The following is a 24243-nucleotide window of genomic DNA, read 5'->3' as shown; positions in this document are numbered from 1 at the left end:
CAAGAACAACAAAACGAGGTCAGGGATGCAGCCTTCCGTTGATGAATACGACTACATCGTGGTCGGGGCCGGGCCGGCCGGGTGTCTGCTGGCCAATCGACTGTCGGCCAGCGCGCAGCATCGCGTGTTGCTGCTCGAAGCCGGTGGCCGCGATAACTACGCATGGATTCACATCCCCGTGGGTTACCTGTTCTGCATCGGCAACCCGCGCACCGACTGGTGCTTCAAGACCGAAGCTCAACCGGGGCTGCAAGGTCGCGCCCTGAGCTACCCGCGCGGCAAGGTACTGGGCGGCTGCTCCTCCATCAACGGCATGATCTACATGCGCGGCCAGGCCGGTGACTACGACCGCTGGGCCGCCGACGGCAACCCCGGCTGGAGCTGGCAAGACGTGTTGCCGCTATTCAAGCAGAGTGAAAACCACTTTGCCGGCGCCGCCGAATTTCACGGCGCCGCAGGCGAATGGCGAGTCGAACGCCAGCGCCTGTCATGGCCGATTCTCGACGCCTTCCGCAGTGCCGCCGAACAAAGCGGCATCGCCAGCATCGATGACTTCAACCAGGGCGACAACGAAGGTTGCGGCTATTTCCAGGTCAATCAGAAGGCCGGCATCCGCTGGAACGCGGCCAAGGCGTTTCTCAAACCTGTGCGCCAACGTCCCAATCTCACTGTGCTGACCGGTGTCGAAGTCGACCGCGTGCTGCTGGACAATGGCCGCGCCTCAGCGGTCAGTGCCCGTTGGCAAGGCCAGGCGAAAACCTTCAAGGCGCGCAAGGAAATCATCCTCTGTGCCGGCTCGGTCGGTTCGCCAGGCATCCTGCAACGCTCCGGCATCGGCCCGCGTCCGCTGCTGGAGCGGCTGGGCATTGGCGTCGCCCATGAGCTAGCCGGTGTCGGTGGCAACCTGCAGGATCACCTGCAACTGCGGCTGATCTACAAGCTGGAAAATGCCCGCACCCTGAACCAGATTGCCGGCAGCCTGTGGGGCAAGATGGGCATGGGCCTGCGCTACCTTTATGACCGCAGCGGCCCGCTGTCCATGGCGCCGAGCCAGTTGGGCGCCTTTGCCCGCTCCGGGCCGGAACAGACTTCAGCAAACCTTGAATACCACGTGCAACCGCTGTCGCTGGAGCGCTTTGGCGAGCCGCTGCATGCGTTCCCGGCGTTCACCGCGTCGGTTTGCGATCTGCGCCCGCAAAGCCGTGGCCGGGTGGAAATCCGCTCCGCCGATCCGCAAGAAGCACCGCTGATCCAACCCAATTACCTGAGCCATCCGGAGGACTTGCGCATCGCCGCCGACGCCATCCGCCTGACCCGCCGCATCGTCTCCGCGCCGGCCCTGCGCGCATTCAACCCGGTGGAGTACCTGCCCGGCGACAGCCTGCAAAGCGAAGAGCAACTGCACGAAGCCGCCGCGCGAATCGGCACCACGATTTTCCATCCGGTGGGCACCTGCCGCATGGGCAACGACGCCGAAGCCGTGGTCGATGCGCAACTCAAGGTCCGTGGAATTCCCGGCCTGCGCATTGCCGATGCCTCGATCATGCCGCGCATCACCTCGGGCAACACCTGCTCACCGACATTGATGATTGCCGAGAAGGCTGCACAAATGATCCTGGCCACGCCAGAAACGCTTTCTGTAGGAGCGAGCCTGCTCGCGATGACGGAATGACAGTCAACATAATCGTTGGCTGATCCACCGCCATCGCGAGCAGGCTCGCTCCTACAAGGATTGCATTAGATTCACGGACATCGAGCATCACCCCTGCAAGGAACACGCAACACCAGTGGAACAACAAAAACAATCACTGAGAGGGATACCGGTATGTCAGAACACGTTCAGTCCCTGGAAGCCGTGCGCAGCGCGGGCACCAGTCAGGAAACCCAGAAAGTCATCTTCGCCTCGTCCCTCGGGACGGTCTTCGAGTGGTACGACTTTTTCCTCTATGGCGCCCTCGCGGCGGTGATCAGCAAGCAGTTCTTCGCCGGGGTCAACGACACCACGGCGTTCATCTTTGCGCTGATGGCCTTCGCCGCCGGCTTTATCGTCCGGCCGTTCGGTGCGCTGGTGTTCGGCCGGTTGGGGGACATGATCGGACGCAAATACACCTTCCTCGCCACCATCATCCTCATGGGCCTGGCGACCTTCTGTGTCGGGCTGCTGCCGACCTACGCCAGCATCGGCATCGCCGCGCCGATCATCCTGGTGGTGTTGCGCATGCTCCAGGGCCTGGCCCTGGGCGGTGAATATGGCGGTGCCGCGACCTATGTCGCCGAGCATGCGCCCATCGGCAAGCGCGGCTTCCACACCAGCTGGATTCAATCCACCGCGACCCTGGGCCTGCTGCTGTCGCTGCTGGTGGTGCTGGGCTGCCGTTACTTCACCGGCGATCAGTTCGAAGTCTGGGGCTGGCGCATTCCCTTCCTGTTTTCCATCGTGCTGCTGGGCATCTCGACCTGGATTCGCCTGAGCCTGCACGAGTCGCCGGCCTTCGTGAAAATGAAAGAGGAAGGCAAGCTGTGCAAACAGCCGATTCGCGATTCCTTCGGCAAATGGGAAAACCTCAAAGTGGTGTTGATCGCGCTGTTCAGCATCAATGCCGGGCAAGCGGTGACCTTCTACGCCGCGCAGTTCTATGTGCTGTTCTTCCTCACCCAGTTCCTGAAAATGGACCCGGCCGTGGCCAACGGTCTGCTGATTGTCAGCGTGACCATTGGCGCACCGTTCTTCATTTTCTTCGGCTGGCTGTCGGACAAGGTCGGGCGCAAACCGGTGCTGATGATCGGCCTGCTGTTGGCCACCGCGCTGTACTTCCCGATCTTCAAGACCCTGGCCCACTACGCCAACCCGGCCATCGACCAGGCCAGCCGCCAGGCGCCGATCACCGTGATGGCCGACCCGGCCACCTGCACCTTCCAGTTCGACCCGGTGGGCAAGGCGAAATTCGACAGCCCGTGCGACAAGGTCAAGACCTTCCTGGTCAAGCAGGGCCTGCCGTACCAGAGCGCAGCGGCCCCGGCCGGCAGTGGCGTGCAGGTGAGCGTCGGTGACGTGAAGATCGATGGTTTCGACGAAGCCGCCTTGCGCGGCGCCGTGAACCTCGCCGGTTACCCGCAACAGGCGGACATGCAGCAGATCAACAAACCGATGATCGTGGCGCTGATTGTCGCGCTGATCATCATCTCGGCCATGTGCTACGGCCCGCTGGCGGCGTTGATGGTCGAACTGTTCCCGACCCGCATCCGCTATACCTCGATGTCCCTGCCCTACCACATCGGCAACGGCTGGTTCGGCGGCTTCCTGCCGACTGTGTCGTTCGCCCTGGTGGTGTACACCGGAGACATCTTCTACGGGCTGTGGTATCCGGTGGTGATTACCGGGGTGAGCCTGGTGGTGGGGATGATTTGCCTGCGTGAGACCCGCAACGTGGATCTCGACAAGAACTGATCCGCCCGGCTGGCGAGGGAGTACACAGACTCTCTCGCCACAGCTGCGCCCGGCTGACGGCGACCATCAAACCTCGGCATCCAACAACTCAAACTTCACCTGATCCGGGTAGAACGCCACATATTCGCGTATCTGCTCCACCGATATCTTGGGATTCTCATAACTCCACACTGCATTGGCACTCTCATGCCCCGGCACCTGCAAACTGAAATAACTGGCATCGCCCTTGTACGGGCAATAACTGGTGTGGTCGGTGCGTGCGTAATATTTCTCGTCGATATCCTCTCGCGGCACGTAATACACCGGCGGGTAATTGGCCTCCAGCAACACCAGGGCCCGCGCCGAGGCGGCCACCTGAATACCGTGAAACTTCACCAGCAGACAGCCGGGCTGCTCGGCGATAGTGATGACAGGACTAGGACCGGAGCTTTTCATGGAATACGTTCCTCATGACGGTGATGGACCTGCAAATCGATGATGTGGGAGCGTGGCTTGCCCGCGATGGGCTGCGCAGCAGCCCCAAAACCTGCGACCACGATTTATCATGTATAACCCAAGTTTCCCCCTCCTGACGGCTTCACAGCCGAACGGAGCCTGCCGGCACAGTCCGTCGGCACGACACACCAAGCTGTACATCCATACAGATAAAGATTGCTCCATTGTCCATCAAGCGCCATTCTGTGCACCCCTGACACATAGATCGACGATGGTGGTTATGCGGCTGTACCTCTGTGAAAAACCTTCCCAGGCCAAAGACATAGCGGCAGTACTCGGCGCCAGGCGCCGGGGCGATGGCTGTTGGCTGGGAACGGACGTCACGGTGACCTGGTGCATCGGCCACCTGCTGGAAACCGCACCGCCGGATGCCTACGACGCGCGCTACAAGCGCTGGGTGCTGGCAGACCTGCCGATCATTCCCGAAAAGTGGAAAATGACCGTCAAGCCGCGTACCGCCAGCCAGTACAAAGCGGTCAAGCGCCTGCTCGGTGAAGCCAGCGAACTGATCATTGCCACGGACGCCGACCGTGAAGGCGAGATGATCGCCCGGGAGCTGGTGGAGCATTGCCGATATCGCGGGCCGATCCGCCGGCTCTGGTTGTCGGCGCTGGACGATGCGTCCATCCGCAAGGCCCTCGCGGCACTCAAACCGGGGAACGAGACCTTCAGCCTCTATCACTCGGCCCTGGGTCGCTCCCGGGCCGACTGGCTGATCGGCATGAACATGAGTCGGCTGTTCACCTTGCTGGGGCGCCAGTCTGGCTACCAAGGCGTGTTGCCGGTCGGCCGGGTGCAAACGCCGACCTTGCGCCTGGTGGTGGATCGCGATCGCAGCATCGCCGACTTTGTGCCCGTCCCCTATTGGGCCATCGATGTGCAACTGCTGCACAACGGCACCGCGTTCACGGCGCAATGGCGCGCGGCATCGGACCTTTGCGACGATCAGGACCGCTGCCTGAATCAGGCGCTGGCACAACAAGCAGCAAACGCCATGAGCGGCGCGACCAGTGCGCGGGTGATCAAACTGCGCACCGAGCGGATGCGCGAAGTGGCGCCGCTGCCGTTCGATCTGGGCACCCTGCAGGAGGTCTGCTCAAAGAAACTCGGCCTCGGCGCCCAGGAAACCCTCGACATCGCCCAGGCGCTGTACGAAACCTACAAAGTCATTACCTATCCGCGCAGCGATTGCGGCTACTTGCCCCTGAGTCAACACAGCGAGGCGCCGGCCATTCTGGCGGCGCTGCACCAGGCCGATCCGGCGTTGAACGTGTTGCATGATCACCTTGATCCGCAACGGCGTTCACGGGCCTGGAACGATGCAAAGGTCAGCGCTCACCACGGCATCATCCCCACGGCTGCGGCGAAGAATCTCGACCGGCTGGCGGGCAAACAGCGCGCGGTCTACACCCTGATCCGCGCGCGATACCTGGCGCAATTCCTGCCCAATCACGAATACGACCGCACCCAGGCCGACTTCGATTGCGCAGGCCAAGCCCTGCGCGCTGTCGGCAAGCAGATCATCGAGCCGGGCTGGAAACGCGCCCTGCCCGAAGCGCTGGCTCCGGCCAAGGGGCGCGAAGCCCCGGCGCCGCAGACACTGCCGAACCTGGCCGAAGGCATCGACTGCGCCGTGGCCGGCGTGCAACTCAAGGACCTCTGGACCCAACCGCCGAAGCCGTTCACCGAAGGCGATCTAATCAAGGCCATGAAGAATGTCGCCAAACTGGTGCAAGACCCTCTGCTCAAGCAAAAGCTCAAGGACACCACCGGTATCGGCACCGAAGCGACCCGTGCATCGATCATCCAGGGCCTGCTCGACCGTGGTTATCTGGTCAAGAACGGCAAGGCCCTGGCCGCCACGCCGGCCGCGTTCAGCCTGATCGACGCCGTGCCGCGGGCCATCGCCGATCCGGGCACTACGGCGATCTGGGAACAGGCGCTGGACATGGTGCAAAGCGGGGAAATGAGTCTGGAAGAGTTCGTCACCAAACAGGCGGCGTGGATGAGCAAGCAGGTCAGCCGTTGCGCCGGACTGAGCCTGACCATCAGCGGTCCACCGCCCGGCGGATCCGCCGCAGCCCCCTGGAAGAAAAAGCGCAAAGGCACTGCGCGCAAACCAGCGAGCGGCACCCGGCGCAAGTCAAAACCGGCAAGCAATACTTAAACCCGCCACAGATCGTGCGACGCCGACCATAATCAACTGTGTCCCTTGGCCTGTCAGGAGCCACTTCGTATGTCTTCGATAGAACTGCACGCCGCCCAACGCGATGAGCTGGAAACCATCGAAAACCTGATGCAGTTCTACACCTACGACTTCAGCGAATGGTTGCCGCTGAAACTGGGTGAATACGGCCTCTTCAACATCCTGCCCATGCCGGACTACTGGCGAAACCCGGCCACCCGCCCCTTCCTGATCAAGGTCGACACAGAACTGGCCGGCTTCGTGACCGTGGATGACCGGACTCATCTCCCCGGTGCCGACTACAACATCGGCTATCTGTTTGTCAGCCGACGCTTCCGTGGCCGGGGTGTCGCGCGATTTGTCGTTTCCACCCTCTTGAGTCAATTCCCCGGTCAATGGCAGATTTTCCATCTCGAGGCGAATCAGCCGGCACGCCGGTTCTGGGCCGCCGTGATGCCGGGGCTCGGCGTTGACGGATTCACCCTGCATCAGCAGGTGGTTGACGGTCATCCCTGCACTTTTTACCGCTTTGAGTGTCCGCCGTTGTCATCCTGACCGACACGCCCTCAACTCCCCGCGCTAATTCCGAACAGCTTTGTCCGACAATATGTAGTGACCAAAAATAATCACTACAAAACCGTTGACGCCTCCGATTTGCCCTTGCATGATGCAGACGTCTCCCCGATCGGGAGTGCAGGCAACACGTTTGAGCAAGCTCGTCTGACCGCCGAGCTGTTTTTCCCGGATACACGCTGCCCACAAGGCAGATTGAAGAAGCTGACCTGGCCTGAACGTCCAGTACAAGGGCGAGAAGTCTTGGCGAGCAATCCTCATGAAGCTTGTGGCCGACCCTGAAAATGTCGGCAGTGGCCTTAAGGTTTTCGCCGCTTCTCTTCGTTGTGACGCTATTGCGTAGCAGTTATTCAACACGACTACATGCAACAGACGCAGGACCCCGCCCGATAAGGCGGTCGAACGCTGACGTCCTGGTTTCGGTGCCAGGGATCAACTAACCGATGGGCTACCTGTATTAGCGAATCAACTTTGAAAGATCACCAATTGGTCAAGGGGCTTTATGATGAATCTGAACAATCAACCAACTATCGATGAACTGGCTCGTATGTTCGCTGCAAAGAAAGACAGCCACGACAGCCATATTCTCTGGATCAGCAAGTCTGGCCAGGTTCATATCGACTGCCTGTCGCCTCATGCCCATGAAGCAGAGTTCGACCAGAACAACCAGAACCTGCTGGCCCGACTGAAGATGTACCGTCGCGGCCAGGGCTATGTCGGCAAGAAAGCCGCAGCCGACAAGGACTTCATTGGTAATGTTCTGCAAACCCTGAAACAGGCCTGGGCCTCGATGCAGGATCAGAACGAAGTTCGGGTGATTGACCGGCTCTACTAATTGAATGAGTCGTCACTGACTTATTGATAAACAAGGCCTGCTCCCAATAAGGAGCAGGCTTTTTTTATGCCTGAACGAAGATCAACTGTAGGAGCGAGTTTGCTCGCGATGACACACTTACGGATACATCAATGTTGAATGGACCGCCGCCTTCGCGAGCAAGCTCGCTCCCACAAGGCTTTGTGGTGTTCAAGACAAACTCGTCCCCAACACCAGCTCCACAAACGCCAGTGACGCCGCGCTGTGGTAGTTGTTCTTGCGCCGCAGCAACGCAGCCCCGCGTTCAGGCGCTGCTCCCAGCATGGACAATTTTCGCAATGCCCGATCCTGAGTGGCGATGGGTTCCGGCAGGATGGTGGCGATGGCGCAGTGCCGGATGACTTCCAGCAGCGTATTGACCGAGTTCACTTCAATCACCACCTTGGGCGTGATGTACGCCTGCGCGAAATACTCATCAATGCAGGTGCGGGTGATGTAGTCCGGGCTCAGCAGGGCAAACTCAAGCTCGGCCACCTCTTCGGCGGACAACGCCTCCTGACGCTCGTAAAGCGGATGATCCCGCCCGACCATCAACCCCAGGGTTTCGGTAAAGGCCGGGATCGATTCGATGTCGGCGCTTCTCACCTGATCAAACGCAATCGCGACATCCAGCGAATCATCTGCCAGCCCGGCCTCGATTTCGTCCATCGACAGCTCGAAAATCTCCAGATGGATGTTCGGGTAGCGCGCCACGTAGTCTCGCACCAGCGGCCCAACCAGATAGGCCATGAAGGTTGGCGTCATGGCCAGGCGCAACGTCCCGCGAGACAGATCCTTCACGTCATGCAACGCACGCCTGCCCGCTTCCAGCTCCACCAATACCCGCCGCGCGCATTCAATGTAAGCCTCACCGGCATCGGTCGGCTTGACCGTGCGCGAGGTCCGGTCGAACAGACTCACGCCCAGAGACTCTTCCAGTTGCCGGATCTGCTGCGACAAGGTTGGCTGGGATACGTGCAGCACTTCGGCGGCGCGAGTGAAACCACCCTGGTCGGCAACCGCCAGCAGATAACGCAAATGTCGAAGCAACACGGGATTCTCCATCTATAGGCAGTACTTATGGATTGCATTGTATATCGATCTTGGACGCTATGAGTCGATCGGCAGAAGATGGCCCCACACCCAAGCAACGCCACTCCCGATAGGAGAATCACCATGCAACAGTCCCACGCCTACAACGACCCAAGCCTGGCCCTGACCACTTCTGTCCTTGATGCCAAGGCACGCAAAAACCTGTCGTGGCAGGACCTGGCCGACGGCACCGGATTGAGCCTGGCCTACGTCACCGCTGCCCTGCTCGGTCAACATCCGCTGCCGGAAACCGCCGCCAAAGTGGTAGGCGACAAACTCGAACTGGACGCCGACGCCGTGGCCCGGCTGCAGATCATCCCGCTGCGCGGCAGCCTCTCGGGTGTGCCGACCGACCCGACCATCTACCGCTTCTACGAAATGATCCAGATCTACGGCACCACCCTCAAAGCCCTGGTTCATGAGCAGTTCGGCGACGGCATCATCAGCGCGATCAACTTCAAGCTCGACATGAAGAAAGTCGAAGATCCGGAAGGCGGCTCCCGCGCAGTCATCACCCTCGACGGCAAGTTCCTGCCGCTGCGCCCTTTCTAAGTTGTTACCGGCCCGCACTACCGGTGCGGGCCAAACCCTGGTCACCCATGAGGAAGCGATCATGAAAGCGCTCATCGACGGTTTCTTGAAGTTCCAGAAAGAAGCCTTTCCACAACGCACTGACCTGTTCAAACACCTGGCCACCACCCAACATCCAGGCACGCTGTTCATCACCTGTTCCGACAGCCGTGTAGTGCCGGAACTGCTGACCCAACAAGAGCCCGGTGAGCTGTTCGTGATCCGTAACGCCGGCAACATCGTGCCGTCCTACAGTCCGCATCCGGGTGGTGTATCGGCCACTGTCGAATACGCCGTCGCTGTGCTCGGCGTCACCGACATTGTGATCTGCGGCCATTCGGACTGCGGCGCCATGACGGCGGTAGCCAAGTGCACTTGCATGGATCACCTGCCCGCCGTCAGCGGCTGGCTGCAACACGCCGAATCAGCGAAAGTGATCAACGAAGGCCGGCCACACGCCAGCGAAGCGGCCAAGGTCAGCTCGATGGTTCGGGAAAATGTCATTGCCCAACTGGCCAATATCCAGACGCACCCGAGTGTGCGACTGGCACAGGAAAAAGGCCTGTTGAACCTGCATGGCTGGGTGTATGACATCGAGACCGGTTCGATCGACGCGCTGGATGCCGACAGCCGAAGCTTTGTGTCGCTGGTCGAGCATCCGGGCACTTGTGCCGTATCGGCCAAGGCGATCAAAGCCGCGTGATCAGAACTGCCGTTTGCTCAACAAAGTGACCGCCCTTGCAGCGGTCACCGGTTCCGCCATCTCAGCGTTTGACGCCCAGATCGACCTGGGTCATGCGGCTACGAATCGTAAACACGCCATCACCCGAGAGAATCGCACTGCGAGCGAACAGGCGCCCGCTCTCCCAGTTCGAAAGACCCAGTTCCGGCTTGTTCAACGCGTACTGACCATCGACCCAACGGGTGATGCCATTGCCGACAAAAGGCGCGTTGACCGCGTTGTAGAAACGCTCCTGGGCCTCGGCACTTTCACTGATCAATGACACGGTGAATTGCGGGCTGTAGCGATTGAACAAGGCAATGGCACTGTCCAGGTCGTCGACGATTTTCAGGCTGACTTCCGGGGTTTCTTCCCACTCCCATTCACGGCCCAATTGATCTTCCGCCAACGGCTCGGCCTGCGCCTCGGTTTGATAACCCTCGGCGCGGAATACCTCGACCGTTGCAGTCAACCAGTCTTGCGGCAGGTGCGACTCGCTGCCTTCGACGATGTGCAACTTGCAACCCTGCCCCCGTGCGGTGCCAGCCTGCTTGAGTGCATCGAGGAACAGCGGCACCAGTTCAGCGGCGCGGTCGCGGTGAATCAGGCAGACGTTCAGGGTGTTGCAGACCTTGCGGTCCAGGGAGTTGCGCACCACGGCGGCAAAGCGTCGGGCATCGGCATCGGCGTTGGCGACCAGCCACGCGCCACCGGTGCCGTGCAGGCTGACCGCCGTGCCGGCCTGTTGCGCGATGCTGCCCAACTGGCTGACGGCGCGACCCGAACCACGGGCCACCGCCAATGACAGGCGCCGGTCAGCGAACATCGCCCAACCGGCGGCGTGGTTGACGCTTTCCACCAGCGACACCGCACCAGCTGGCAATCCGGCATCGTTCAGTGCGGGATTCAACGCATGGGCAACAATCGCCTGCGCGGTGCCCAATGCATCACTGCCGATGCGCAACACCGCAGTGTTGCCGGTGCGCAATACACCGGCCGCGTCGGCAAACACATTCGGCCGGCCTTCGAAGACGAAGGCGACGATGCCCAATGGCGAGACCACTTGCTCGACCTTCCAGCCATCGTGCTCGACGCAGCTGATCACCTTGCCACGGCTGGCCGCGGCATCACGCCATGCGCGCAGGCCGGCGATCATGTCGCGACGCATGCGCTCATCGGCCAGCAACCGGGTGGTCGAGCGACCGCGCGCCTTGGCCCGCTCGATGTCGGCCAGGTTGGCGGCTTCGATCAAGGCCCAGCATTCCGGGGTTTCCAGGCGTTGGGCAAACAGGTCGAAGAAGGCACTGATTGCTTGATCGGACACCGCCGACAGCGCGGTGAACGCCGCTTGGGCGCGCTCGATCGCGACGTTGGCCGCTTGCTGGTCCGCCACGGGGATCAGCAGCAACTCGCCGCTGACCTGCTCCACCAGCAGGTGGTCACCGGGCTGGAAGCGTTGCGCCAGTTCGGGGCTGACGACAGTGACACGATTACCGGCGAAAGGGATCGGCGTGCCAGCGACTAGACGTTCGAGCGCAAGAGACATGAAACGGTTTCACCATGCAGGGGGGCGGCCGGAAAATGTATAGCAATTTCCCTGTGGGAGCGAGCCTGCTCGCGAAGAGGCCATTCCATCCAACATCAATAGCGCCTGACACTCCGCTATCGCGAGCAAGCTCGCTTCCACATTTGTTTGGCGTCGACCAAATCCAGCCCACGACCAACATCCACTGTGGGAGCGAGCTTGCTCGCGATAGCGGCAGGACAGTCAGAATTGATGTCGACTGACACCCCGCCATCGCGAGCAGGCTCGCACAGAGGTACCGGTTACGTATCTCAGTGTGTACAGCCCCGCCCCTGACACACCCCGCACTCAAAACCCCACCACAACGACACACCGCAGATACACCCCGTTGATGAAATACGCCTGTCGATTGGCCACGCCGATCAAAACGCTCAACTCACGGGGCATGCCGTTGCCCCGCCTCCCTGACCTGAAAGAGATCAATGTCCATGAGCACCTCCATTTCTTCGGCCGTCAAAGGCCTGCACCTGAACCTAGACCGTGCCGGCGACTGGGTTGCCCCCCTGGCGCTGCGGGTGTTTCTCGCCTGGGAATTCTTCGAGTCCGGCCTGGAAAAATTCAACGGCCAGAACTGGTTCACCGATATCCAGGAGCGCTTCCCGTTTCCGTTCGACCACCTTCCAGCAACGCTGAACTGGGAACTGTCGATGTGGGCCGAACTGATCTTTTCCATGACCTTGCTGCTGGGCCTGGGCACGCGTTTTTCGGCGTTGAGCCTGATGGTGGTGACTCTCGTCGCAACCGCCGCCATCCATTGGCCCGCCGACTGGCATACCCTGAGTGAACTTGCCCAAGGCTATGCCATCAGCAACAAGGGCTACGGCAACTTCAAACTGCCATTGATCTACCTTGTGGCCCTCACGCCGTTGTTGCTGTCGGGTGGCGGCAAGTTCGGCATCGATGCGCTGCTGGCTCGATTCTTCTGGCGGCGCTGAAACGCAATCTGCAACGCGGACAAACAACAGGGGACTTCCATGAAGTCCCCTGTTTTTTTGCCTGAAACTAACGAATCACTTCCTCCAGCCCGCTCTCTTCGGCCAACTTCGGATGCGCGCTGCGTTCATGCACATGGGTTTGAGGTGTGCGGTCAATCAGCAGGCTCAGAAGTTCCGGGCGGCTGTAGTGGCCGCGGGAATCCATCATGCGTTTGCGCTTGTCGATCAGCCCCATGTCGAGGTCAGCGATCACCTCGCCCTCACCTTCCTGCAACGACCCCAGCACCACACCGTCCGGGCCKACGATCGCGGTATAGCAACCGCCGGAGATCCGGCCGATGGCGCAACCGGTGTCGGCCATGATCTGCGCCTGTTGCTCGGGGTACAGCCATGCCGTGGAATTGACCACAAAACACGCGGCCTCCAGGGCATGCTGGCGAACACTGACTTCCATTTGCGAGGCGAACAACGGACCTGCAAACGACCCCGGGTACATCGCCGCATGGATCTGTTCGCCATCGGCCATCAAGGCATAACGGGCCAGCGGGTTGAAATGCTCCCAGCAGGCCAGTTGCCCGATGCGCCCTACCGCGCTGTCAACGGCCCGCAGGCCGGAACCGTCACCCATGCCCCAGATCATGCGTTCGTGGTAGGTCGGGGAAATCTTGCGGCGACGCTGGATCAGCGAGCCGTCGGCATCGAACAACAACTGCGTGTTGTACAGCGTACCGCCATCGCGCTCGTTGACGCCGATGGACACGACCATACCCGCTTGCCTGGCCGCCGCGCCGATGGCATCGGTGGCGTGCGAAGGCACGGTGACAGCCTGATCCAGCAGTTTCAGATGTTCGGCGGCCATTTCGTAAGGCGACTGCACGTAGGAAAAATACGGGTAGTACGGCACGACGGTTTCCGGGAACACGGCAAATTGCACGCCCTGCTCGCCGAGTTCGAGAATCTTCTGCACCACTTTTTCGACGGTGCCTTCTCGGCTGTAAAGAACGGGACTGATTTGTACGGCGGCGGCTTTGACGAGGGTCATGGCGGTGATCTCATTGAGGGAAATGGTTCAACGAGATCAAGATTACGACAATAATATAAAGACCTGAATGTCGTATACACCACTTTTCAGGACATCACGATTCAGCCCCGACTGGCACGCTGAATCACCTGCGGCGGCTGCCCGAACGCACGAATGAATGCGCGACGCATACGCTCCCGATCACCAAAACCAGTGTCCGCCGCCACCACATCGATGGAGTAACGCCCGCTTTCCATCATCAACCGGGCCGACTCGACCCGCAGGTTTTCGATGGCCTTGGCCGGAGACTGACCGGTTTCGGCATGAAACACCCGGCTGAATTGCCGAGGGCTGAGATTGGCCGCGCTGGCCAGCGCCTCGACCGACAGCGCGGACTTGAGATTCTGCTTGGCGTAATTCAACGCGGCCTGTATGCGATCAGTCTTGGGAGCCAGTTCCAGCATCACCGAAAACTGCGACTGTCCGCCGGAACGCCGGTGATACACCACCAATTGCCGCGCGACCTTGCGTGCAACGTCGACGCCCAGATCCTTCTCCACCAGCGCCAAGGCCAGGTCCACGCAAGCGCTCATGCCCGCCGCGGTCCACAGGTGGCCATCGTTGATGAAGATCCGGTCTTCCTCGACCTTCACGTTCGGGTACGCCTTGCGAAAGGCCGGCACATGCGCCCAGTGGGTGGTCGCCCGCCGACCCTCGAGCAAACCGGCCTCCGCCAACGCAATCGCCCCTGTGCAAATCGAGCCCAGACGCCGGGTGCCGTGACTGGCGCGGCGCAAAAACTCCAGCATGCCCGGTGTGGTCGGGCGGATCAGGTTGTCGCCCATGACCAGCAGCGTATCGAACGAGCGCTGGTCGAACACTTCGGTCTGTACAGCAAAACCTGCGGACGTTTGCACCAGGCCACCCGGTTCGGACAGTAACGCAATGCTGTACAACGGCTCATCACCGGCGCTGTTGGCCAACTCGAAGGCGGCACACATGGCCAGGCCCAGAACCTGAAAACCGGGGTAAACAATGAGTCCGATCTGGTGCATGGCAATATGACCATAAACGCGGCATGCCTGATATTCAGGCCAGAGAATCTACACTCTAACCCGAACAGCAGGCACCGGACATCAGGGTGGCGCCGACCGGCATCGCGAGCACCAGGACAGAGCGCCTCGCGCATCGGCGGATGGCGACGGATAATGAAAGGGTTTCCATCTCACCGAGGAATTGAAGGATGTCACTGACTCTTTATTTCCATCCGCTCTCATCGTTCTGCCACAAAGCGCTGATCGCTCTCTATGAACTGGGAATCGAGTTTGAAAAAAGGATCATCGACCTGGGCAACGATGCCGACCGGGCCGAGCTTCAAGCGTTGTGGCCGATCGGCAAGTTTCCGGTGCTTCGCGACCTTGCCCGGCAAAAGGATGTGCCGGAGTCGAGCGTGATCATCGAGTACCTGGACCGGCTTCATCCCGGCCAGGCGCACCTGATTCCGCATGATTGGCAAACCGCACTGGACGTACGCCTGTGGGATCGTTTTTTCGACCTGCATGTTCAGGTGCCCATGCAGAAGATCGTCAGTGACCGCCTGAACGCCGCCAATGGCGACCTGACCCGGGAACGCGCCGCGCTGATGACCGCGTACGGCATGCTTGAACGTCAACTGACAGCAAGAACCTGGGTGGCCAGCCGGGCGTTCAGCATGGCCGATTGCGCCGCCGCCCCGGCGCTGTTCTACGCCAGCACCCTCGTAGCCTTTCCCGACGATCATCGCCACTTGAGTGCTTATTTCGACAGGTTGACCCAAAGGCCCTCGGTCGAACGGGTCATCGACGAGGCAAGGCCCTATTTTTCCTGGTATCCGTTTGCCGAGGCCATCCCGGAGCGCTTTCGGTAATGATGATCGAAAGGCCAAAACGAAAAACCCCCGTGATCCATCAGGAAATGGATCACGGGGATCAGTAAAGAATGCTTGCGTCTGATCAGGCTGGAACGCCCAGGATGATGTGCGAAGCCTTGATCACTGCCGTGGCGCTGACGCCGGCAGCCAGACCCAGCTCGGCCACGGCATCGCGGGTCACAATGGAATAGACCTTCGAACCGCCGGCCAGCTCGATCACCACTTCTGCGTTGACCGCACCGTCGGTGACGCTCAGCACCTTGCCTTCCAGGCAGTTACGCGCCGACAGGCGAATATCGCTCGATTCGGTCATCAACATCACCCATGGCGCCTTGATCAGCGCGACGGCTTCCTTGCCGACGGCGATGCCCAGGTTCTTGATGCTTTCCATGGTGACGACGGCAACCAGTTGCTCACCGCCCGCCAGGGTCAGAACCACTTCGGCGTTGACCGCGCCTTGCTGGACCTGGCTGACTTTGCCTTTGAATACGTTGCGTGCACTGACTTTCATGATGAGGCGTCCTTTTCTTGACTTTAAAGTTAGGAAACGGCGGGCATCATCAGTGTAAACGCTATGTAGAAACAACTACAGCGCCGCTCTGGTTCAGTGACAGATGGCCAGATCAGCCCGGAAGGTCTCCATGAAACGCGCCGAAAGGACGCCCGCAAACCCTGGCTGGACGCTGGCTGGCAAGGGAACATCCGGGAGATGGATAACAGACGCAAAACACCGGCAAATCGACGAATAATAACCGTCGGTCGAGTGTTATCTGATTAGGCAGGAATAAAAAATGGCAGGGGCGGCTGGATTCGAACCAACGCATGGCAGGATCAAAACCTGCTGCCTTACCGCTTGGCGACGCCCCTGTATCTGTTGCGATGAGTGCCTGGCACTCGCTTTCTTGAGTGGCAACAAGACCTGCTGCCCGCTTGCGCGACCGGTTCCCTGAGGGCCGCTGCAAGAGTGGGCGCAAATTTACCAACATTTTCTTCGTCTGGGAAGTCCAAACAAAAAAATTTGTTCATTAAAACAGTCGCTTAGTGCTGAGCCGGATCTCGGGGAGTTATCGGCGCACATTCAGCCCGACCAGCTCTGCTACGCTTTTCTTTACTCGAATTGAATCGGGAATCGTTTGCGCAACACCCTTCCCTTGCCATTTGAGGGCGCCAAAAGTGAAAGGCAAATTAATGGGGGCCGCTGCAACCCTTCTGGTACTCGGGACCGCGATTTATGGGTTGAACACCTGGGAACACATCCAGAGCCAGCGACAGGCAGCGGTCTGCAAGGCCGCACGGGAGCATCTCAATGGCCTGGAAACCCAGGCACGGGCCTTGGCCTCAGGGTTGACGGTCGAAGCCTATGCCGAAGCCGAAAAAGCCGAGGCCGGCCAGTTGGTCCAGGCACTCGATACCGCCAGGAATGAAGCCGAGGTCGATGCCGTCATCGACAAGCACGCCGCGGCCATCGAAGCGCAGATAACGGCCGAGGACGCAGAGCTCCAGTCCCGGGGCGATCAACCATTCCTCGGTCAGGAACTGAAAAAGCAACGCATCCCCACCGACGTCAAACAGGAATTCAAACGCGCTGAAAAAGCCGTCGCCGACACCTGTGAATAATGTCGACCGCCAGCTCCAGGATTGTCGCCAGCGTCTAGACTTCAGCAAAAGCAGGTTGCAACCAGACCCCGCGTTTATAACAAAAATCCTGTGAAAACGAGGGGGGGGGGCTCGACCTTGAAAACATCAACCCTCTGCGCCATCGCGAGCCTGCTGGTGTCGGTCGCGGTGTCTGCCAACGGCGTCATTCCTGTCCTCGAAATGGACTTCACACGGTCTGCGATGGAAACCCTGAAAAGTATCGGTATCGACGACGCGTGCATCATCGGCGCCTCGAGCCCCGCTGCGTTCACCTACTGCCGGGAAGGATCGACGACACTCTGGAAGTATCAGGCACTGGACCTGGAACAAATGGCGGCGATACGCAGTGACGCACAGGGGCCCTCGACGGTTTACCAGCCCATTTCCGTCCTGGAGTTCGAGAGCGCGGCCTGTGAACACGAGATCAGCATATCCGCCGCTCGAAAACCGGCAACGATACGTTGGCTGATCCTCGGCCTGATGGCCATTTCCCTGCTGATCGGCTTGCATTACACCTATTGGGCCATGCCGCAGCGTCGCCATGACGCCACCGCGTACCCGCAACCCCATGAGCAAGCGTCAAGCGAATTCCAGGCAACCGCACGAACAAAAGCCCTGGCAGCGTTTGGTCTGGCTGCTGCCGTGGCATTCGTTTACTTCCACTACAAAGGGTATTGAACAATCGGTGAGCGCGCCGTTGCGGCGCACCCACCGGTCACTCAGTGTGGCGCGCGCGGGATGGTCTTGAGCAGGTCTTCGGGGCTGATGTGACCGACCACGCTGCCCGGTTGCGGCAGGTTGAGGATGTGGCCTTTCATCTTGCCGATGATGTGCATTTCACAAGGCTTGCAGTCGAACTTCAGCGTCAGCACTTCATCGCCGTGGATCAGTTGCATCGGTGCAACCTTGGTGCGCACGCCGGTCACGCCCTTGGCCTGTTTCGGGCACAGGTTGAAGGAGAAACGCAGGCAGTGCTTGGTGATCATCACCGGCACTTCACCGGTCTCCTCGTGGGCCTCGTAGGCCGCGTCGATCAGCTTGACGCCATGGCGGTGATAGAAGTCGCGGGCCTTCTGGTTGTAGACGTTGGCCAGGAACGACAGGTGCGAATCCGGGTACACCGGCGGCGGTGTGGTTTCGGCCTTGCGGCTGCCACGCGGGTGGGCGGCGACCCGCGCTTCGGTCAAGGCTTCAATCACTTCACGGCGCAAGGCCTTGAGCTGCGAGTTCGGGATGAAGTACGCCTGCGGCGCATCCAGCTTGATGTCGATGGCGTGGTACTGCGTGGTACCCAACTGGCCGAGCAGATCCTGCAATTGCTCCAGCGCCTGTTCCGGCTTGTTGGCGGCGCCGAACGGGCCGTTCAGGGTGACGCTGGCGCTGATGCCTTCTTCGCTGGTAGCGGTCAGTTCCAGCTGGTCTTCACGCAGGCGAGCGACCCAGCTCAGCGCGATGCGACGCTCGGCAGAGGTCTTTTGCAGCGCCTGTTGCCAGTTGTGATCGAGATTGCGATTCAGCGGATGGTTGGGGCGCAGTTTGTACATCCCCTCCGGCATCTCATTGGGCTCGACGCGATAGCGATAGCGCTTCTCGCCGTCCTCCTCGAACTCGCCTTTGGGCTCGGCGATGTTGGCGCGAAAACCCACCACTTCACGCTTGACCAGCACGTTGAGGCCGTCGCCATTGGACAGCGGCTCGTGAGTCACGACCTGCATGTCACGCTTGGCGACTTTCTCGACCACACCCACCGGCAAACCGGTGAAGGTCGGCGAATCAAAGGCGCCGATATCGATCTTGCGGTCCGTGACGAAGTAATCGGTGCTGCCACGGTGGAAGGTTTTTTCCGGGTCGGGCAGGAAGAAGTGCGCGGTGCGGCCGCTGGAGGCACGGGCCAGGTCCGGACGGTCTTCGAGCACGGCGTCGAGGCGCTGGCGGTAGTAGGCGGTGATGTTCTTCACATAGCCCATGTCCTTGTAGCGGCCCTCGATCTTGAACGAGCGCACGCCGGCCTCGACCAGGGCGCGGATGTTGGCGCTCTGGTTGTTGTCCTTCATCGACAGCAGGTGCTTTTCGTAGGCGATCACACCACCCTTTTCATCCTTGAGGGTGTACGGCAGACGGCAGGCCTGGGAGCAATCGCCGCGGTTGGCGCTGCGCCCGGTCTGCGCGTGGGAAATGTTGCACTGGCCGGAAAAAGCCACGCACAACGCGCCATGGATAAAGAACTCGATGGCCGCGTCGGTCTCGTCGGCGATGGCGCGGATCTCTTTGAGGTTCAGCTCGCGGGCCAGCACCAGTTGCGAGAAACCGGCCTGATCGAGGAACTTCGCCCGCTCCAGAGTGCGGATGTCGGTCTGGGTACTGGCGTGCAATTCGATCGGCGGGATGTCCAGCTCCATCACACCCAGGTCCTGGACGATCAGCGCATCGACGCCGGCATCGTACAACTGGTGGATCAGCTGGCGGGCCGGCTCCAGTTCGTTGTCGTGCAGGATCGTGTTGATGGTGGTGAAGATCCGCGCGTGATAACGACGGGCGAATTCCACCAGTTCGGCAATCTCGCTCACCTCGTTGCAGGCGTTGTGGCGAGCGCCGAAGCTCGGGCCGCCGATGTACACGGCGTCGGCGCCGTGCAGGATGGCCTCGCGGGCGATGGCGACATCGCGGGCAGGGCTGAGCAATTCCAGGTGATGTTTGGGCAAAGACATAATTTTTTTAGTCAGGCTTGTCACGGTCGAGGCGTGCATTGTAGCGGCGAAACGCCTGACCGGCACCTCGTGCTGCCCGGTGGCGTTCCGAGTAGACCTGCCCTACCCGAACACCTGTAGGAGCGAGCCTGCTCGCGATAGCGGTATGACAGCCAATATCGATGTCGACTGACACGCCGCCATCGCGAGCAGGCTCGCTCCTACAGGGGTTGTGTTGCTGCAGTTAGGCCTTGGCGGCCATCGCCGTCACTTCGACACGCATGCCTTCCACCGCCAACGAGGCAACCCCGACAGCAGCGCGCACCGGCCACGGCTTGGCGAAGAATCGCTTGTAGACCTCGTTGAACGCGGCGCGGTCGGCCATGTCGGTGAGGTAGATGGTCAGGTGCATCACGCGGTCCATGGAACTGCCGGCACGCTCCAGCGCGACCTTCAGCGCTTGCAGGGTGCATTCGCTTTGCAGGGTGATGTCGCCCAGTTCCAGGCTGCCGTCGGCACGGGTGGGGATCTGGGTGGAGACCAGCACACCGCCGAAACCGACGACGTCGGAGGAAATCGAATCGGCATCAGGATCGGGGGTAAAGGTCAGGTCGTGGTTTGCCATGGGAGCTCTCTTGCTTGAAAGGGTAAGGCAGGTGCCTTTTGCGCGGCCAGTTTACAGGGCCGTTGGCGGCGCGTCGCTAATCCACACCGGATGGCTGCTCGTGACCGGTGGCCTGGCGGTACTGGCGCGAGGTGAAACCGGTCGATTCCTTGAACTGCCGGGTGAATGCACCTCGGTCGGCACCGCCGCGTAGCCACGCAGCACGGCTATCTGGTTCAACTGGCCGATCTCCGAAGCCCGGCAGGCGGAACATAGAGGCAATCACCATCACTCATGGTGATTGCCGCAGGGCGGCAGGTAGTTTCTTTACAGCGGTTGAAAGCGAAGCGTCAGCCACGTCCTTCATACCAGCCGTTATCGGCCCAGCCGATTCAAACCTGCGATTTATCGATTTGTGCAGTAGACCGTGGACCGCGAGCATGGCGTCACTTCCAACAACAAAAACCAAGGACCCGCCATGACCGCCCGATTTCACAACCCAGTGGATACCCGTTTCGGCTGGGGCAGCCTGCAAGAGCTTGCCGCCATCACCGAACACCAGAACGTTGCCGTCGTGACCTTTCCCGAAGCCCGTGGCCTGGGGCTGGTGGATCGCCTTCAAGCGTTGCTGGGCGAACGTTTGGTCTACGTGATCGAAGATGTCCAGCCCAATCCCGATGTCGCGCAACTGCGCGCGACCTATGAACGTTTCTGGCAAGAGGCCGGTGAATGCCATGCCGTGATCGCCGTCGGTGGCGGCAGCGCCATCGACACGGCAAAAGCGCTGATTGTCGGCACCGAGTCAGGCCGCTTCGATGAGTTGCTCGCCTTGCTGGCAAGCGGCAAACCCTTCGTCCCGGTACGCAGTAAACAGCTGATCGCGGCCCCGACCACGGCAGGCACCGGCAGTGAAGTCACGCCCTGAGCGACGATCTGGGACGCCGCCAACCACAAGAAGTATTCCCTGCACCTGGACTGTACCTGGCCAAAGGTCGCGATCATCGATCCGCAATTGATGCTCACGGTGCCGGCCAGCGTCACCGTTTCCACCGGGCTGGATGCACTGTCCCACGCACTCGAGTCGATCTGGAACATCAACGCCAACCCGCTTTCCGACACCTTCGCGATCTCTGCCATCGAGGACATCCTCGAATGCCTGCCCTTACTGCGGCGTGACCTGTCCAATCAGGAACTGCGCTCACGGATGGCCCTCGCCGCACTCAAGGCCGGCATGGCGTTCTCCAACACCAAGACCGCGCTGGCCCACTCCATTTCCTATGAGATGACCTTGCGCTACGGCCTGCCCCACGGCATCGCCTGCTCCTTCACCTTGCCACTGGTGTTGGGCCTTGCCTGGGGCYACGACGCAACGCGCGACAAGACCTTGCAACGGGTTTTCGGGCCAGACCTGGATAAAGCCCAGGCCCGATTGCGCGCCTTCCTGCACAGCCTGGATGTGAAAACCGAGTTCGCCGACTACGGCGTAACGGCCGAAGAAGCTGAAACCATGATCGATTTCGCCCTGCAGGGCGCACGGGGCAAGAACTTCATCGGCTCACGAGCGGCCTAGGGCTCGCCAGCCCCCCAAGACACTACACTGCCAGCGGCGTAACGAGCCGCGACGATTTCCTGCCGCACCTGAAAAAGAGTGCACCCTGCGACGCAACTCGCAGGGAACGAACAAGAATAAGGAAAAGATCATGAATCGTGCCCAAACCATGCCAGGTCTCGCCGTACACACCGCATCGTTTCGCGTCGCCCAGTGGCGCATGCTGCTGGCAGCCATGTTTTGCTATCTGTTTTTCTATACCGGGCGACAAACGTTCGGTTTCGCCATCCCCGGTATCCAGGCCGAGTTCGGCTTTACCAAAGAGCACCTTGGCTGGGCATCGGCCGCCATGCTCTGGGCCTACGCCATTGGCCAGGCCATCAACGGCAACCTCGCCGACAAATTCGGTGGCCGACGCATCATGACCATGGGCGCCGTACTGTCCTGTGGCGCCAACTGGGTGACCAGTTTCGCCAGCGGTTTCGCCGGGCTGATCCTGCCCTGGGGCATCAATGGCTACTTCCAGGCATTGGGCTGGGCACCGGGCAGTCGGCTGATCTCCAACTGGTGGAGCGCGGGCGAGCGCGGCAAGGTCTACGGTTTCTATGTGTTCGCGGCCGGCTGCGCGTCGGTGCTTTCCTACGTGACCTCGATCGTCGTGCTGGAAGTGATGCATCTGGAGTGGCGCTGGATCTTCCGCCTGCCCGTATTGCTCATGCTGGCGGGCGGCATCATCTTCTACCTGGTGGCCCGCGAGCGTCCGCAAGACCTGGGTTTCGAACCGCCTGCCGACACCGGTGTGGCCAACGCCGAGGACAAAAGCCATGAAGTGGCCCATGGCGAAGTCGAAACTTCCGCGCAGCGTTACAAGGCTGTTCTGAAAAACTTTCGCCTGATCATCGCCGCCGTGTCCCTGGGTTTCCAGAACGCCGCCCGCTACGGTTTGATCGTCTGGGTGCCGGTGCACTTCCTGGGTGCCAACTGGAAGACCGGCGACAGCATGATCGATCCGAAGTGGATCACCGTGGCCCTTCCCGTCGGCATGGCCATCGGCGCGCTGAGCAACGGCTGGATCTCGGACAAGCTGTTCGGCTCCAAACGCTACCTGGCGATCATGCTCTACATGTTCCTCGGCGCGGCGACCAGTTTGTGGATGTGGACCCTTGCCCCCCACAGCGCAACCGGCCTTGTGGCCTTGTTTCTCTGCGGCTTCTTCGTGTACGGCCCCGCTTCCAGCTTCTGGGCGCTGTGCCCGGACCTGGTGGGCGCCAAGCGCGCCGGCACGGCGACCGGGGTGATGAACTTCTCGTCCTACCTGTTCGCCGGCCTGGCGGAACCGCTGATCGGCAGTATGCTCGACAGTACCGGCAACACCTCGCTGATCTTCATCGTGGTCACCGCTGCCTGTCTCTGCAGCGCGTCGGTGGCGCTGTTCATCAGGCGTTGATTGCCTGGCTGGACAGATTGAATCAGTGGCAGCGGCTCAGGAACAGGATCGTCTATGTACCAGTACCACAAGTGGCTACGTTCATTTCATGCAGTGGCCAAGACCGGGAGTTTCACCCTCGCCGCCGAGTATTTGAGCGTCGGCCAGCCCACGGTCAGTGAGCAGGTCAACGCCCTGGAGAAGAAGTTTTCCGTGGAGCTGTTCCACCGCCGCGGCCGCTTTATCGAAATGAGTGCCGCCGGGCACCAGCTCTATGCGATTACCCAGGGCCTGTTCGGCCAGGAGGATGAAGCCGTGCAACTGCTGCAGAGTTTCAAGCAACGCAAGTCCGGTATGTTGCGCCTGGGCGCAGTGTCCCCACCCATTGCGATGAACCTGACCTACGAACTGATGCAGCGGCACCCGGACATCGAACTGGAAACCTCGTTCTCTGCGGAAAAGGAGACCCTGGATCGTCTGTTCAACTTCGATATCGATGTGGCGATCCTGGCCCTGTCCGAATTCGACCAGCGTTTTGACACGCAGCTTTACCGGCGCTACCCGATCATTGCCGTGGTGCGGGACGACCATCCCTGGGCCCGGCAGAAAGAAGTACATGTCGAGCAGATCAGCGAAGAGAAATGGGTGCTGCGGGAAAAAAGCTCCCGTACTCGTCAACTGGTGGAGGAAAGCTGCAAGCACCTGGGCGTCGCGCTGAACTGCGTCATGCAGTTGAACAGCCGCGAGGCCATCGTGCATGCCATCGCCAAGGGCATCGGCATCGGTTTCGTCTCGGCCGTCGAGTACGCCGAAACGCCCGGCACCAAACCGATCACCTTCGTCAATCACCCGTTTTCCATCGACTACCACCTGTGCTGCCTGGGCATTCGCCGAAACCGGCCAATGATCGCGGAGCTGTTCGACTCCAGCCCAACGCCGAGCACCTGATTTC

21 protein-coding genes, 1 tRNA gene and 2 pseudogenes are annotated in these 24243 nt (G+C 60.6%); 14 read left to right on the top strand and 10 right to left on the bottom strand.

Annotated features, from left to right (window positions below):
* Window positions 1-25 precede the first annotated feature (25 nt).
* Window positions 26-1672, top strand: coding sequence for a GMC family oxidoreductase (locus tag AB4Z35_RS07425; RefSeq protein WP_442096495.1), 1647 nt, complete (start codon window positions 26-28; stop codon window positions 1670-1672).
* Between the two features lie 153 nt (window positions 1673-1825).
* On the top strand, window positions 1826-3448 hold the full coding sequence (locus AB4Z35_RS07420) for an MFS transporter (protein ID WP_442096494.1): 1623 nt from the start codon (window positions 1826-1828) through the stop codon (window positions 3446-3448).
* A 66-nt stretch (window positions 3449-3514) separates the two neighbouring features.
* On the opposite strand, the gene AB4Z35_RS07415 is transcribed toward AB4Z35_RS07420, so the two are convergent.
* Window positions 3515-3883, bottom strand: coding sequence for a DUF427 domain-containing protein (locus tag AB4Z35_RS07415; protein ID WP_442096493.1), 369 nt, complete (start codon window positions 3881-3883; stop codon window positions 3515-3517).
* A 280-nt stretch (window positions 3884-4163) separates the two neighbouring features.
* Between AB4Z35_RS07415 and AB4Z35_RS07410 the strand changes: the two genes are divergently transcribed.
* The 3 genes from AB4Z35_RS07410 to AB4Z35_RS07400 all read left to right on the top strand — a co-directional run bounded on the left by AB4Z35_RS07410 (window position 4164) and on the right by AB4Z35_RS07400 (window position 7536).
* Entirely contained in the window at window positions 4164-6110 is a 1947-nt protein-coding gene (locus AB4Z35_RS07410) for a DNA topoisomerase III (protein WP_442096492.1), read from the top strand.
* Between the two features lie 69 nt (window positions 6111-6179).
* The gene (locus tag AB4Z35_RS07405; RefSeq protein ID WP_442096491.1) at window positions 6180-6683 is read left to right on the top strand and encodes a GNAT family N-acetyltransferase; all 504 of its coding nucleotides are present in this window, start codon (window positions 6180-6182) and stop codon (window positions 6681-6683) included.
* Window positions 6684-7206: 523 nt separating this feature from the next.
* Entirely contained in the window at window positions 7207-7536 is a 330-nt protein-coding gene (locus AB4Z35_RS07400) for a hypothetical protein (RefSeq protein ID WP_442096490.1), read from the top strand.
* 189 nt (window positions 7537-7725) lie between these two features.
* Here the strand turns inward: AB4Z35_RS07400 and cynR are convergent, their stop codons facing one another.
* Window positions 7726-8607: a transcriptional regulator CynR gene (gene cynR, locus AB4Z35_RS07395; RefSeq protein ID WP_442096489.1), complete on the bottom strand. Its 882-nt coding sequence runs from the start codon at window positions 8605-8607 to the stop codon at window positions 7726-7728.
* A 123-nt stretch (window positions 8608-8730) separates the two neighbouring features.
* On the opposite strand from cynR, the gene cynS reads away from it, so the two are divergent.
* Window positions 8731-9198, top strand: coding sequence for a cyanase (gene cynS, locus AB4Z35_RS07390; protein WP_007997334.1), 468 nt, complete (start codon window positions 8731-8733; stop codon window positions 9196-9198).
* A gap of 61 nt (window positions 9199-9259) precedes the next feature.
* Window positions 9260-9919 (top strand): carbonic anhydrase, encoded by a 660-nt coding sequence (locus AB4Z35_RS07385; protein WP_008046959.1) that lies wholly within the window; start codon window positions 9260-9262, stop codon window positions 9917-9919.
* Window positions 9920-9980: 61 nt separating this feature from the next.
* On the opposite strand, the gene AB4Z35_RS07380 is transcribed toward AB4Z35_RS07385, so the two are convergent.
* A complete protein-coding gene (locus AB4Z35_RS07380) occupies window positions 9981-11483 on the bottom strand; it encodes an aldehyde dehydrogenase family protein (protein ID WP_442096488.1) in 1503 nt (500 codons plus the stop codon).
* 467 nt (window positions 11484-11950) lie between these two features.
* On the opposite strand from AB4Z35_RS07380, the gene AB4Z35_RS07375 reads away from it, so the two are divergent.
* Window positions 11951-12457: an HvfX family Cu-binding RiPP maturation protein gene (locus tag AB4Z35_RS07375; RefSeq protein ID WP_008004024.1), complete on the top strand. Its 507-nt coding sequence runs from the start codon at window positions 11951-11953 to the stop codon at window positions 12455-12457.
* Between the two features lie 67 nt (window positions 12458-12524).
* On the opposite strand, the gene AB4Z35_RS07370 is transcribed toward AB4Z35_RS07375, so the two are convergent.
* Both AB4Z35_RS07370 and AB4Z35_RS07365 read right to left on the bottom strand, forming a co-directional pair.
* The gene (locus AB4Z35_RS07370; RefSeq protein WP_442096487.1) at window positions 12525-13499 is read right to left on the bottom strand and encodes a nitrilase-related carbon-nitrogen hydrolase; all 975 of its coding nucleotides are present in this window, start codon (window positions 13497-13499) and stop codon (window positions 12525-12527) included.
* Window positions 13500-13600: 101 nt separating this feature from the next.
* Complete coding sequence (locus AB4Z35_RS07365) at window positions 13601-14533, bottom strand: GlxA family transcriptional regulator (RefSeq protein WP_442096486.1); 933 nt, start codon at window positions 14531-14533, stop codon at window positions 13601-13603.
* A 188-nt stretch (window positions 14534-14721) separates the two neighbouring features.
* Between AB4Z35_RS07365 and AB4Z35_RS07360 the strand changes: the two genes are divergently transcribed.
* Window positions 14722-15384 (top strand): glutathione S-transferase family protein, encoded by a 663-nt coding sequence (locus AB4Z35_RS07360; RefSeq protein WP_008004018.1) that lies wholly within the window; start codon window positions 14722-14724, stop codon window positions 15382-15384.
* Window positions 15385-15469: 85 nt separating this feature from the next.
* Here the strand turns inward: AB4Z35_RS07360 and AB4Z35_RS07355 are convergent, their stop codons facing one another.
* Both AB4Z35_RS07355 and AB4Z35_RS07350 read right to left on the bottom strand, forming a co-directional pair.
* On the bottom strand, window positions 15470-15898 hold the full coding sequence (locus AB4Z35_RS07355; RefSeq protein WP_442096485.1) for a TOBE domain-containing protein: 429 nt from the start codon (window positions 15896-15898) through the stop codon (window positions 15470-15472).
* 281 nt (window positions 15899-16179) lie between these two features.
* A tRNA-Gln gene (locus tag AB4Z35_RS07350) sits at window positions 16180-16254 on the bottom strand.
* A gap of 321 nt (window positions 16255-16575) precedes the next feature.
* On the opposite strand from AB4Z35_RS07350, the gene AB4Z35_RS07345 reads away from it, so the two are divergent.
* Together AB4Z35_RS07345 and AB4Z35_RS07340 are read left to right on the top strand one after the other, a co-directional pair.
* Window positions 16576-17004, top strand: a complete 429-nt coding sequence (locus AB4Z35_RS07345; protein WP_442096607.1) for a hypothetical protein — start codon at window positions 16576-16578, stop codon at window positions 17002-17004.
* Between the two features lie 117 nt (window positions 17005-17121).
* Window positions 17122-17703, top strand: a complete 582-nt coding sequence (locus AB4Z35_RS07340; protein ID WP_442096484.1) for a hypothetical protein — start codon at window positions 17122-17124, stop codon at window positions 17701-17703.
* Between the two features lie 41 nt (window positions 17704-17744).
* Here AB4Z35_RS07340 and AB4Z35_RS07335 read toward each other — a convergent pair whose 3' ends face one another.
* The 3 genes and pseudogenes from AB4Z35_RS07335 to AB4Z35_RS07325 all read right to left on the bottom strand — a co-directional run.
* Complete coding sequence (locus AB4Z35_RS07335) at window positions 17745-19733, bottom strand: peptidase U32 family protein (RefSeq protein ID WP_108229537.1); 1989 nt, start codon at window positions 19731-19733, stop codon at window positions 17745-17747.
* A 223-nt stretch (window positions 19734-19956) separates the two neighbouring features.
* Complete coding sequence (locus AB4Z35_RS07330; RefSeq protein WP_007990543.1) at window positions 19957-20337, bottom strand: RidA family protein; 381 nt, start codon at window positions 20335-20337, stop codon at window positions 19957-19959.
* 76 nt (window positions 20338-20413) lie between these two features.
* Window positions 20414-20515: pseudogene (locus AB4Z35_RS07325) on the bottom strand (AraC family transcriptional regulator); the annotation flags it as partial.
* Window positions 20516-20794: 279 nt separating this feature from the next.
* On the opposite strand from AB4Z35_RS07325, the pseudogene psrA reads away from it, so the two are divergent.
* From psrA to AB4Z35_RS07310, 3 genes and pseudogenes are all read left to right on the top strand, one after another.
* Window positions 20795-21886 (top strand): annotated as a pseudogene (gene psrA, locus AB4Z35_RS07320) (iron-containing alcohol dehydrogenase PsrA).
* 130 nt (window positions 21887-22016) lie between these two features.
* On the top strand, window positions 22017-23312 hold the full coding sequence (locus tag AB4Z35_RS07315; RefSeq protein WP_008001833.1) for an MFS transporter: 1296 nt from the start codon (window positions 22017-22019) through the stop codon (window positions 23310-23312).
* Window positions 23313-23366: 54 nt separating this feature from the next.
* Window positions 23367-24239, top strand: a complete 873-nt coding sequence (locus AB4Z35_RS07310) for a LysR substrate-binding domain-containing protein (RefSeq protein WP_008001835.1) — start codon at window positions 23367-23369, stop codon at window positions 24237-24239.
* Window positions 24240-24243: the final 4 nt, after the last annotated feature.

The organism is Pseudomonas sp. KB_15, assembly GCF_052114525.1.
Lineage (GTDB): Bacteria > Pseudomonadota > Gammaproteobacteria > Pseudomonadales > Pseudomonadaceae > Aquipseudomonas.
Note: the sequence above shows the minus strand (reverse complement) of the source record. Positions and strands in the feature narration are given on the sequence as shown.